The sequence below is a fragment of the Shinella sp. NM-101 genome, from assembly GCF_021401195.1.
Lineage (GTDB): Bacteria > Pseudomonadota > Alphaproteobacteria > Rhizobiales > Rhizobiaceae > Shinella.
The window spans coordinates 22969-35023 of record NZ_JACBFT010000011.1 but is presented as its reverse complement, the minus strand read 5'-3'; the positions used below and the strand labels follow the sequence as shown (position 1 = coordinate 35023).

Below are 12055 nucleotides of genomic sequence, written 5' to 3'. Positions count from 1 at the left end.
ATACAAAAATTCGCCCTATGTTTGCGTAGAATGCCGCTTGTCGCCTCTTGAAAAAAATCCATAATCGGTGACTGTTCTTCATACGAACTCATAGGCCCCGCGAAAAAACTGGGAGAAAAATCAATGATAAGGCATACTCTTTTGGCGACTGCTGCCGTTGTCGCGCTGTTTGGCGCAAGCGGCGCGCTCGCGCAGGAAAAAGTCGTTAACGTCTACAACTGGTCCGATTACATCGATAGCTCGATCATCGACGATTTCACCAAGGAAACCGGCATCAAGGTCGTCTACGACGTCTATGACTCGAACGAGATCCTGGAGACGAAGCTGCTTGCCGGCGGCACGGGCTACGACGTCGTCGTTCCGACCAATACCTTCCTCCAGCGCCAGATCGCCGCGGGCGTCTACCAGAAGCTCGACAAGTCCAAGCTGCCCAACCTCAAGAACATGTGGGACATGGTGTCAGAGCGCATGCAGCCGTTCGACCCGGGCAACGAATATTCCATCAACTACATGTGGGGCACGATCGGCATCGGCTACAACAAGGCCAAGATCAAGGAAGCGCTCGGCACCGACCAGATCGATAGCTGGAGCGTGATCTTCGATCCGGCCAATGCCGAGAAGCTCAAGGATTGCGGCATCAACATGCTGGATTCGCCGACCGACATCCTCCCGGTCACGCTCGCCTATCTCGGCCTCAACCCCGACAGCCACGACCCGGCCGACATCGCCAAGGCCGAGGAAGCGCTCATGAAGGTCCGCCCCTTCGTGCGCAAGTTCCACTCGTCCGAATTCATCAACGGCCTTGCCAACGGCGACATCTGCATCGCCATCGGCTGGTCGGGCGATATCTTCCAGGGCCGCGACCGCGCCGAAGAGGCCGGCAACGGCGTCGAGGTCGGCTATGCGATCCCGAAGGAAGGCACCCAGATGTGGTTCGACCAGATGGCGATCCCGGCCGACGCGCCGCATGTCGAGGCGGCGCACGCCTTCCTCGACTACATCATGCGCCCGGAGGTCATCGCCAAGGCGTCGACCTATATCCACTACGCCAACGGCAACAAGGCCTCGCAGGCGCTCCTGCCGGACGACATCGTCAAGGACACGACCATCTACCCGGATGACGCGACACTGAAGAAGCTCTTCACCAACACGACGCTGGACGCCAAGACCCAGCGTATGTTCACACGGACCTGGACCAAGATCGTGACCGGCCAGTAACCGGTCCGACGCGAATTGCCCGGAAGCATCTTCCGGGCAATTTCATTTCGACGATCAGAAAAGAGTTGGGGACAGGCAATGAAATCTCTCGGCAACATCCGTCGTTCCTTCGCGCCCTGGACGGATCCGGACGCAAAACCGTTCATCACCTTCCGAAACGTCACGAAGAAGTTCGGCGATTTCACTGCCGTCGACGACCTCACCCTCGACATCTATCACCGCGAGTTCTTCGCCCTGCTCGGTGCCTCGGGCTGCGGCAAGTCCACGCTCCTGCGCATGCTGGCCGGCTTCGAGCGGCCGACGTCCGGCGAGATCATCCTCGATGGCCAGGACATCGCCGGCATCCCGCCCTACAAGCGGCCGGTCAACATGATGTTCCAGTCCTACGCGCTCTTCCCGCACATGACGGTGGAGAGCAATATCGGCTTCGGCCTCAGGCAGGACGGCATGCCGAAGAACGAGATCGCCGAGCGCGTCGCCCAGATGCTCAAGCTCGTGAAGCTCGAGAAATTCGCCAAGCGCAAGCCGCACCAGCTTTCCGGCGGCCAGCGCCAGCGCGTGGCGCTCGCCCGCTCGCTCGCCAAGCGCCCGAAGGTGCTTTTGCTCGACGAGCCGCTCGGCGCGCTCGACAAGAAGCTGCGCGAGGAGACCCAGTTCGAGCTGATGGACCTTCAGCAGGAGCTCGGCCTCACCTTCGTCGTCGTGACGCACGACCAGGAGGAGGCGATGACCATGGCCGACCGCATCGCGGTGATGAGCCACGGCAAGGTCATCCAGGTCGCCACCCCGGCGGAAATCTACGAGGCGCCGAATTCCCGCTTCGTCGCCGACTTCATCGGCGACGTGAACATCCTCGACGGCAAGGTCTCGGCCAGCGGCAACGGCAAGATCGAGCTTGCCGCCAACGAAGGCTTCACCATCCGCACCGCGGCCGCCGGTGACCCGGCGCCCGGCAGCGCGGCCGGTTTCGCGATCCGCCCGGAAAAGCTGAAGGTCTCGCGCAACGCGCCCGCCGATGCCACCTTCAATGCGGCGCAGGGCGAAATCTGGGACATCGGCTATCTCGGCGACATGACCGTCTTCTACGTCAAGCTCGACAGCGGCAAGGTCGTGAAGGCCTCCATGCTGAATGCCCAGCGCGAGGTTGAAAACCCGATCGCCTATGATGAAAAGGTCTGGGTCTCCTTCGGCGAGACGGCCGGCGTCGTGTTGAAGGACTGATGCGATGAACAAGCTCGGCTCCGCCATCTTCAGCCGCCTTGTCATCATCATCCCCTATGCGTGGCTGCTGTTCTTCTTCCTCGTTCCCTTCTTCATCGTCTTCCGTATCTCGCTCTCCACCACCGCGATCGCCCAGCCGCCCTACGAGCCGGTCTTCGCGCTGTCCGACGGCCTTTCCGGCCTCTGGGCAAAGCTCGGCGCGCTGCACTTCGACAATTTCGTCTGGCTCACCGAGGACGCGCTCTATATCAACGCCTACCTGTCGAGCCTCTGGATCGCCGCTGTTTCGACCTTCGTCACGCTCCTGATCGGCTATCCCATCGCCTACGGCATGGCCCAGGCGCCGCGCTCCCTGCGCCCGACCCTGCTGATGCTCGTCATCCTGCCGTTCTGGACGAGCTTCCTGATTCGCGTCTACGCATGGATCGCCATCCTGAAGCCGGAAGGGCTGCTCAACCAGTTCCTCATCGGCATCGGCGTCATCGACCAGCCGCTGATCATCATGAATACCAACTGGGCGATCTATATCGGCATCGTCTATTCCTACCTGCCCTTCATGGTGCTGCCGCTCTATTCGGCGCTGGAGAAGATGGACAACACGCTGATCGAAGCCGCGCAGGATCTCGGCTGCCCGCAGATCTCCGCGTTCTGGAAGATCACCTTCCCGCTCTCCATCCCCGGCGTCGTGGCGGGCTGCATGCTCGTCTTCATCCCGGCGGTCGGCGAGTTCGTCATCCCCGACCTTCTCGGCGGATCGCAGACGCTGATGATCGGCAAGACGCTGTGGAACGAATTCAACGCGAACCGCGACTGGCCGGTCTCGGCCGCCGTCGCAACCATCCTGCTCCTCATCCTGGTCGTGCCCATCGTGTTCTTCCAGAATGCGCAGGCCAAGGCCGAAGAGCAGGGGAGGTAAGCCCATGAACACCTGGTCCCGTTTCAACATCGTCTCTGTCGTTCTCGGCTTTGCGTTCCTCTACCTGCCGATCGTGCTTCTCGTCGTCTTCTCCTTCAACGAATCCAAGCTCGTCACGGTCTGGGCCGGCTTCTCGACGAAATGGTACGTGTCGCTCTTCCATAACCAGGGGCTGATGGATGCGGCCTGGGTGACGATCCGCGTGGGCTTGCTCGCCGCGAGCGTCGCGACCGTCCTCGGCACGATGGCGGCGCTGGCGCTGACGCGCTACACGCGCTTCCGCGGGCGGCTGCTGTTTTCCGGCATGGTCTATGCGCCGCTCGTCATGCCGGAAGTCATCACCGGCCTGTCGCTGCTGCTGCTCTTCGTCGCCATCGGCTTCGACCGCGGCTTCGTGACGGTGACGCTCGCGCATATCACCTTCTCGATGTGCTTCGTGACGGTCGTGGTGCAGTCGCGCCTGCTTTCCTTCGACCGCTCGGTCGAGGAGGCGGCGCTCGATCTCGGCGCGACGCCCGTCAGGACCTTCTTCGAGGTGACGCTGCCGATCATCGCGCCGGCCGTGCTTTCCGGCTGGATGCTGGCCCTGACGCTCTCGCTCGACGACCTCGTCATCGCGAGCTTCACCTCCGGCCCGGGCGCGACCACCCTTCCAATGAAGATCTACAGCCAGGTGCGGCTCGGGGTGACGCCGGAAATCAACGCGGCCTGCACGCTGCTCATCGGCGTCGTCGCCATCGGCGTCGTCATCGCCTCGATCATGACCAAGCGGCGCGAGGTCCAGCGCATGCGCGACGAACAGGCCGCCTTCGCCGGCGGCTAAGGCGTTTCCAGCGAAAGTGCGCGACGGCTTTGCGGCCGGCCGGCGGTCACTGGCGGGGCGGCTGCCCCGTCAGGATCGAGGCGGGGGAGATGACGGGCTCCGGCCAGGAGCCGCCGACGAAGAAGCTGAGGGGCGGATTGACGGTCGCTGCCCCATCCCCCTGCGGGCGGTCGGCAAGCGTGCCGGCCAGCGCCACGCTGCCGGTGCGGTAGGGGATCATGCCCGAGAGCGTCAGCAGTTTTTCATTGCCCTCGATTTCCGCCTTGGTGAGTTCGGCAAGGCCGCGGTCGAGCCGGGCCTCGACATCCGCGCGCACGAAGTCGAAGGAGCCGCCGGCGGCCTCGGAGATGTTGAAGAACGTGTTCTTGGCCGCGCGCTCCTCGAAGGCGTGGCGGTTGAAATGGGTGAGCGTGCCGCTGCCCATGCGCAGCCGGAAACGGCCGGACATGTCGGATGCGCTCGTCGCCCACAGCGGCCGGTCGGTCGAAAGCTCGAAATCGGCCGAACCGATCCCCGAGGGCAGCGGGCCGGGCAGGGCGAGCGTGCTGACGATGGCGCCGATATCCACATTGCTCAGCGACATCTGCACCTGGCCGCCGCCGCGAAAACCATCTTCCGCCAGCGCGATGCGCCCGGTCATGCGGCCGTCGAGGAAGGTGCTGTCGCCGACGTCGAAGGAGGCGCGGCCGTTCTCGATGCGCATGCCGGCGGCAAGGTCCTGCAGCGAGAAGGGGGCGAAGCTGGCGGTCCTGGCGGACAGGCGCAGGTCCATGCCGAACTGGTGGATGAAGGCGGTGTCGACCGTCGGTGCGTTCTGGTCGCTGCCGGGCAGCGGTGAAAAGGCCGTCAGGAAGGCGCGCAGGTCGATCCGGTCGAAGGCGAGCGTGCCGCCGATCTGCGGCATGCCTTGCGGGGGCATGGCAATGTCGAGAACGCCGGTCGCCTGCGCATCGTCGAGCGTCAGCTTGACGTTTTCGAGCCTGGCGGAATAGCCTGACGTCGCGATGTTGGCCTCCACGCTCAACTGCCCGATATTGCCCACCGCCGGGATGTCCGTGCCCTGCCAGGCAAGCACGCGGGCGAGCGAGGGCGTTGCAAGTTGCAGGGCGCCGGAGACGTAGGCATTCGCGGAGAGATTGGCCGTGCCCTCGAAGCCGATCGTGGTCGGATCCGCCGAGAGGCTGGTGCGAATAGTGGCGTTCCGCCCGGCCAGAAGGGCAAGCGGCTGGTCGCTGGCAAAGGACCACCGGGTCATCTCGCCGTTGACGACGCCGGAGAGCGAGAGTTCGAGGTGCTGGCGCAGCGACGGCCAGGTGATGCTGCCGTCGATGTCGGTGATGCGATAGGGCTGGCCGCCACGCGCGATGTCGAGGATGCCGTCGCGTATGGAGATCGTGCCGATGCGTTCGTTGGTAAGGTCGGTCGCCGGCTGTCCCTCGGGCGCCTTGGCGGTGGCGTCGATCGCCTCGATCAGCCAGCCGCTGTGCCGCCAGTTGAAGACGCCCTCGGCGCTCCAGCCGACATGGATGACCGGCCGGACCAGTTCGAAGTCGCTGAAGGCCGGCCGGCCGCGCACGGCGCCGAAAAGATCGAAGGTCGCGGATATGGCTTCGGCGGTGGCAAGGTCGCCGCTGCCGCCCTCGGCCTTCTTGCCGACGATGCGCACATTGCCAAGCGTCACGCGCGGATACGGCCAGAAGGCGAATTCCGCGCCCTTGCCGACATGCACGTCGGCGCCCGTCCAGTTCTCCAGCGCCCGTTCGATCCCCCTTTCGACCGTCGCCGTCTGGACGAGAAAGGGAAAGGCGATGCGCGCCGCCGCCACGGCGAGGACAAGGGCAAGGAGTCCCCGCACCAGAAGCTTCGAACGGAGGAAACGGGAAAGGCTCATGCGGGGCGCGGCTCCTCTGCCGGCAATGATCTCGTCTCAAGCAAAACGGGGATAGGCGCTCACGGGCAAGAAATCAAATGCCGGCGTGGCGGAATTGCGTTCGGTAAGGGCGCTCGCCACTTTATGCCGCGGCGCAACATGCTATACGGGTGCCATGGAGTGGAGGAAAGCATGACGTCAGAAATGCCCTTGTGGGAACCCACGGCCGCAATTCTCGCGGCAAGTCCGATGGCCCTGTTCATGAAGGCGGCCGGCCGGGCCGCCGGACGGGATTTTGCGACCTATGACGCGCTGCACGCCTGGTCTGTGGAGGACAGGGCTGCGTTCTGGAGCGCGGTCTGGGATGAATGCGGCGCGGTCGGCGAGAAGGGCGCGGTGCCGATGGAGCACGGCGACCGCATGCTGGAGGCGCGTTTCTTCCCCGAGGGACGGCTGAACTTCGCGGAAAACCTCCTGAAGAAGACCGGGGCCGGCGATGCCATCGTCTTCCGCGGCGAGGACAAGGTATCCTACCGCTGGTCCTGGGACGAGCTGCGCGCGCGCGTCTCGAAACTCCAGCAGGCCTTCGCCGCGCTCGGCGTCGGCCAGGGCGATCGCGTCGCCGCCATGATGCCGAACATGCCGGAGACCATCGCCTGCATGCTCGCGGTCGCCTCGCTCGGCGCCATCTGGTCCTCCTGCTCGCCCGATTTCGGCGAACAGGGCGTGCTCGACCGCTTCGGCCAGATCGAACCCAGGCTCTTCATCGCCTGCGACGCCTACTGGTATGCCGGCAAGCTTCAGGACGTCTCGGCCAAGGTGAAGGCCGTCGCCGGCAAGCTCGGCGCCCCGGTCGTCGTGGTGCACTATGCCGGCGATGCGGAAGCGCTTGCTGCCGGGCTGCCGGATGGGCGCACGCTCGACGCGCTGACGGCACACTACGAGGCAAGGCCGCTTATCTTCGCGCAGCTCCCCTTCCGCCACCCGCTCTACATCCTCTTCTCGTCGGGCACGACCGGCGTTCCCAAATGCATCGTGCATTCGGCCGGCGGCACGCTGCTGCAGCACCTGAAGGAACACCGCCTGCATTGCGGCCTCGTCGAGGACGAGCGGCTGTTCTATTTCACCACCTGCGGCTGGATGATGTGGAACTGGCTGGTCTCAGGCCTTGCCGTAGGCGCCACGCTCTGCCTCTTCGACGGCTCGCCCTTCCATCCCGACGGCAACGTGCTGTTCGACTATGCTGCGGCGGAAAAGTTCGCGGTCTTCGGCACATCGGCCAAATATATCGATGCGGTGCGCAAGGGCGGCTTCACGCCGGTGACCACGCACGACCTGTCGAGCCTGCGCCTCCTCACCTCCACTGGATCGCCGCTGTCGCCGGAGGGGTTCTCCTTCGTCTACGAGGGCATCAAGCCGGACGTGCAGCTCGCCTCGATCTCCGGCGGCACGGACATCGTCTCCTGCTTCGTGCTCGGCATTCCGCTGAAGCCGGTCTGGCGCGGCGAGATGCAGGGACCCGGCCTCGGCCTTGCCATGGATGTGTGGGACGAGGACGGCCGTCCGGTGCGCGGGCAGAAGGGCGAGCTGGTCTGCACGAAGGCCTTCCCCTCCATGCCGGTCATGTTCTGGAACGATCCCGACGGCGCGAAGTACCGCGCCGCCTATTTCGAGCGCTTCGACAACGTCTGGTGCCACGGCGACTTCGCCGAATGGACCAGCCACGGCGGCATCGTCATCCATGGCCGCTCGGACGCCACGCTCAACCCCGGCGGCGTGCGCATCGGCACGGCGGAGATCTACAACCAGGTCGAGCAGCTCGAAGAGATCGCCGAGGCCCTGTGCATCGGCCAGGACTGGGACGACGACGTGCGCGTCGTGCTCTTCGTGCGCCTTGCCCCCGGCGTCGTGCTGGACGAGGCGCTGGAAAGGAAGATCAGGACGAAGATCCGCACCGGGGCCTCGCCGCGCCATGTGCCGGCGAAGATCATCGCGGTCGCGGACATCCCGCGCACGAAGTCGGGCAAGATCGTCGAGCTTGCCGTGCGCGAGGTCGTGCATGGCAGGCCCGTCAGGAACAAGGAGGCCCTCGCCAATCCCGAGGCCCTCGACCTCTTCGCCGGCCTGGCGGCGCTCCAGTCCTGAGCGCTGCCGGCATTAACGATTTTAGCCTCGCGGCGTTAACCAAGTTTGCGAAGTTGTGAACGAAAGCCACGCGGCGAAACCCGCCGGATAAGGATTTGTTAATCCGCGCCGACGCAAGGTCGTGCCAACTTGAGCGCGCCCGATGAAGGGCGTTCCGGGCGCACCCGGCCCCGATGGCATGAAGCCGTTCACCTCCGCTTTCGTTGGACAGCATTCAAACTATCGGGGCGGCTTCTGCCGCCCTCTTTTTTTACCGTTCTTCCGTCCGGCGCGCCCGCTGCCTCAGTCCGCCAGCACGCGCGGCGAGGGGAAGATCACCTCGACCAGCGTGCCTTCGTTCGGCGTTGAGCTGATGGCGAAATTCGCCCGGTTGGCATCCACCATCGCCTTGGTCAGCGGCAGGCCGAGCCCGGTGCCGTCGCCGCGCTTGCGCGCGCCCGTCGTCACCTGCCGGAAGGGCTTCATCGCCTGCTCCAGTTCGCTGCGCGTCATGCCGACGCCGGTGTCGCGGATGCGCAGCACGACGCTGCCGTTGGCCTCGTAGGCGGTCGACACGACGATCTGGCCGCCGGACGGCGTGAAGCGAATGGCATTCGACAGGATGTTCAGCGCGATCTGCTTGATGGACCTGAGGTCGGCGACGATCTGCGGCACGTTTGCCGAAAGCGAGGTGCGGATGATGACGCGCTGGGCATTGGCCTGCGGCTGCACCAGCGAGACGGCTTCCGAGATCGTCTCGTTGAGGCCGACGGCGGTGAATTCCAGCTCCATCTCGCCCGCCTCGATCTTGGAAATGTCGAGCAGGTCGTTGACGATGTCGAGCACATGGCGGCCGGAGCGGCCGATGTCGTTGGCATATTCGATGTAGCGCGAATGGCCGATCGGCCCGAAGCGCTCCGTCGCCATCATGTCGGAAAAGCCGATGATGGCATTGAGCGGCGTGCGGATCTCGTGGCTGACGCGGGCGAGGAAGTCGCTCTTGTGGGCATTCGCCGTCTCGGCCGCGCGCTTGGCGTTGCGCAGTTCCTCTTCCGTGCGCTTCCACTGGGTGATGTCGCGGATGACGGCGCAATAGCCGGCGGAGGAGGAAAGGCGGCCCATGGTCATGAACAGCGGGATGAAGCCGCCGCCGGCCTCCCGGCCGATGACCTCCCGCCCGTCGTTGAGCACGCTCGCCACGCCATGCCCGGAAAGGCCGGCGAGATAGTCGAGCACCGCCTTCTGGCTTTCATGGGCGAACAGCATGGCGAAGGGGCGGCCGCGCGTCTCGTCCTCGTCGTAGTTGAAGAGGGCGCTTGCCGAACGGTTCATCGAGCGGATGTCGCCGTCCTGGCCGACGACGACGACGCCGTCCGTCGCGGTTTCGAGAATGGAGCGCAGTTCGCTCACCTCGATGCGGAGGGCAGAGACGGCAGCCTGGTCGGCGCTGCGCTCGTCGGTGGCCGCGGCGGGCGGCGTTTCGACCAGCGTCAGGGCCGGTTTTTCCTGCACGGGGGTCAGTGCCAGCATGAGTGCCGTGCCGTCCTCCCAGCGGATGGACTGGAGGCGGGCCCGGACCGCGCTCGTGCTCTCGCCGTCGGCATGGCGCAGCGCCATGGTGCCGTCGCTCTCCTCCGCACCCTCCTCGGGACCGTCGAGCAGGATGTCGAGCCCGCCGGAGGCTTCGAGGTCCTCCAGGTCGCCATAGCCTGTCAGGCGGAAGAATTCCGGATTGGCATGAATGAGCCGGTCGCCGACATGGACCAGCAGCGCGACGGGCAGCGCATCGACGACGGCGGCGGTCAGGCCGTAGTCCATCTGCCGGCGAGAGGGGGCAAAGCCCGCGCGCTCGCCCGGATGCTCGTCGTGCAGCATGTCGTCGGCATGCGGGCCGATTTCCAGGCCGGGCATCTCCGTCTCGGTTTCGCCGGCGGCTTGCGCAACGGGCTTGCCGTCTTCCGTGAGCACCTCGGCCGGCGCCTCGCCGGAGGGGCGGTCTTCGGGCTTGCGCTTGCCGAAGGTCTCGCCGAGCTGGCGGGCGATCTCGCGGAATGCCGCCTGTTCGCCGGTCGAAAGACCGTCGAAGAGCCCGCCGCGGCCGCGCCGCGTTTCCAGTTGCACCACCTTGTCGGACTGCCGGCGGGCCGGCGTCTCGACGAGGCGCAGCGCCGGGCGCTCGCCGCGGAAGGCATCCTCTTCGTCGCCCTCTTCAGGGATATCGGAGGCGGGAGCCGCTTCCTCGGGTCGATCCGTTTCGGCGGAGCCGCCTGCCGCCGCAGTCTCGTCCGTCGAGGCGGACGGCTCGCTTTCCGCGCCGGCTTCCGCGTCCACGGCAGGGTCGTCCGGTTCGGTAGCCGCTGTCTCCAGCAGGACGCCGGTTTCCGCGCTCAGGGTTTCCTCGACGAGGACGTCGTCCATGCCGCGGGGCTCGTCCAGCGCGAGGCCACGGGCATGGGGATCCTCGACGGCATCGGCGACGCGCACGATGCCGAAGCCGCGGAAGCCGTCGAACTCGCGGTCGCGGGAATAGGTGGGCAGCGCGGCGAGGTCGACCGGCACGACGAGGCGCGTGCCTTCCACGGGCCAGAGGATCGTCTTGCCGGACCAGGTGTCGCGGCGGCGCAGCAGGTCGCCGATCTTGCCCGTGGGATCGAGCTCGAAGCGCGCGGCGACGTCGCTGAAACGCTCGCCGGAAATCGCTGCGGCATGTGGCCCGACGGCGGCGGCGAACTCGTCGGAAATCTCGCTGAACCGCCCCGTGGCGTCGATCTTCCAGACGAAGCGGATCGGGCGGCCCTGGGGATTGAAGGTGAAGCCGGTGGTCTCCGTCATGCCGGCAGCCGCGACGGGCTCGGCAATCCCGGTATCGACCGTTTCCGGCGACGCTTCGCCGGCCGGTTCCTCCGCGATGTGGCCGATGCCGGCCGGCTCCTCGCCAACCGCTTCGGGCGTCGTCTCGTGCGCGGGGGCCCCTTCCTCGGCAGCGCCGCCGGCGTCGGGCGCCACGGTTTCGGCGGTTGCCTCCTGCGGCTCTTCCACCGCAGCAGGGGGCGCCTCGGCGACGGGGGCGTCCTCGTCCGGATCGAGATGCCCGAGAATGGTTTCGACGGCGAAGAGCAGATGCAGCGGGGGATCGTTGGAGATGCGGCCGATGGCGGCGGGCAGGTGGCCGCGGCCGGTGGCGATGGGGCGTTTGACGAGCCGTTCGGCGCTGCGGCCGGCCGCCTCGACAAGGGCGTGCCGCGTCTCTCCGCTGATGGAAAGGCCTTCGAAGCCGTCGGAGGCGGCGACGACGGTGCCTTCCCCGTCCAGCACCGCCATATGCGTGTCGGGATCGTCGAAGCCGGCGAGCATCGCGCGCGCGGCCTCCTTGTCGTCCTGCCTGCCGGCGACGGGCGCGCTGAACAGGATCGCCTCGTCGCCGGGGCGGATGGTGATCGCCTCTACCGTTGCATTGACCGGTATGCTGCGAAAGCCGCTGCCGATGCGCATGAGGAAGCTGCGCCGCTCACCCGGCGCCTGCACCTGCCGGGCGGTTGCCGCAAGCTGGCGGAAGGCGACGTCCGCCCGGTCGGGGCCGACGTCGAGCAGGTCGTAGATATTGTCCTGGCCGAAAAGGGCCGCGCCCCGGCCGTTAGACCAGAGCACCCGCGCCATGTCCCTGGAGAACAGGACGACCGCCTCGCCCCGGGCAAAGGGCAGGCGCACCCGTTCATGGACGGCGACGTCGATAAAGGGGTACTGCTTTGCGGACATGTTCAGGCCTGTCTCTCGCTCCCGGCGCCCCGGACTTCCATTAACGCTTTATTAATAGCGGTGCAGGCGCGGAGGGTCCAGCGGCGGTGCCTGCAAGCCCGGGGCTTTCAGGCGAAAGGGTTAACGG

7 protein-coding genes are annotated in these 12055 nt (G+C 66.0%); 5 read left to right on the top strand and 2 right to left on the bottom strand.

The genetic code is table 11. The features are described from left to right. The first annotated feature begins 108 nt into the window (after positions 1-108). From L0976_RS19480 to L0976_RS19465, 4 genes are all read left to right on the top strand, one after another. Positions 109-1218, top strand: coding sequence for a polyamine ABC transporter substrate-binding protein (locus tag L0976_RS19480; protein ID WP_203319920.1), 1110 nt, complete (start codon positions 109-111; stop codon positions 1216-1218). 78 nt (positions 1219-1296) lie between these two features. Beyond that, complete coding sequence (locus tag L0976_RS19475) at positions 1297-2439, top strand: ABC transporter ATP-binding protein (protein WP_203317630.1); 1143 nt, start codon at positions 1297-1299, stop codon at positions 2437-2439. 4 nt (positions 2440-2443) lie between these two features. Continuing rightward, positions 2444-3355 carry an ABC transporter permease subunit gene (locus L0976_RS19470; RefSeq protein WP_203317631.1) on the top strand — a complete coding sequence of 304 codons (912 nt, stop codon included), beginning with the start codon at positions 2444-2446 and terminating at the stop codon, positions 3353-3355. Positions 3356-3359: 4 nt separating this feature from the next. Then, entirely contained in the window at positions 3360-4178 is an 819-nt protein-coding gene (locus L0976_RS19465) for an ABC transporter permease subunit (RefSeq protein WP_203317632.1), read from the top strand. Between the two features lie 46 nt (positions 4179-4224). Here L0976_RS19465 and L0976_RS19460 read toward each other — a convergent pair whose 3' ends face one another. Then, positions 4225-6069 carry an AsmA-like C-terminal region-containing protein gene (locus L0976_RS19460; RefSeq protein ID WP_234188901.1) on the bottom strand — a complete coding sequence of 615 codons (1845 nt, stop codon included), beginning with the start codon at positions 6067-6069 and terminating at the stop codon, positions 4225-4227. 171 nt (positions 6070-6240) lie between these two features. Here L0976_RS19460 and L0976_RS19455 point away from each other — a divergent pair, with 171 nt between their 5' ends. Further along, positions 6241-8193, top strand: coding sequence for an acetoacetate--CoA ligase (locus L0976_RS19455; protein WP_234188899.1), 1953 nt, complete (start codon positions 6241-6243; stop codon positions 8191-8193). Positions 8194-8475: 282 nt separating this feature from the next. Here the strand turns inward: L0976_RS19455 and L0976_RS19450 are convergent, their stop codons facing one another. Next, the gene (locus tag L0976_RS19450; protein ID WP_234188898.1) at positions 8476-11928 is read right to left on the bottom strand and encodes an ATP-binding protein; all 3453 of its coding nucleotides are present in this window, start codon (positions 11926-11928) and stop codon (positions 8476-8478) included. Between the last annotated feature and the right edge of the window lie 127 nt (positions 11929-12055).

Coding starts and splice junctions, on each gene's coding strand:
- L0976_RS19470 (WP_203317631.1), top strand. CDS start 2,444: ATGAACAAGCTCGGCTCCGCCATCTTCAGCCGCCTTGTCATCATCATC.
- L0976_RS19465 (WP_203317632.1), top strand. CDS start 3,360: ATGAACACCTGGTCCCGTTTCAACATCGTCTCTGTCGTTCTCGGCTTT.
- L0976_RS19455 (WP_234188899.1), top strand. CDS start 6,241: ATGACGTCAGAAATGCCCTTGTGGGAACCCACGGCCGCAATTCTCGCG.
- L0976_RS19460 (WP_234188901.1), bottom strand. CDS start 6,069: ATGAGCCTTTCCCGTTTCCTCCGTTCGAAGCTTCTGGTGCGGGGACTC.
- L0976_RS19475 (WP_203317630.1), top strand. CDS start 1,297: ATGAAATCTCTCGGCAACATCCGTCGTTCCTTCGCGCCCTGGACGGAT.
- L0976_RS19450 (WP_234188898.1), bottom strand. CDS start 11,928: ATGTCCGCAAAGCAGTACCCCTTTATCGACGTCGCCGTCCATGAACGG.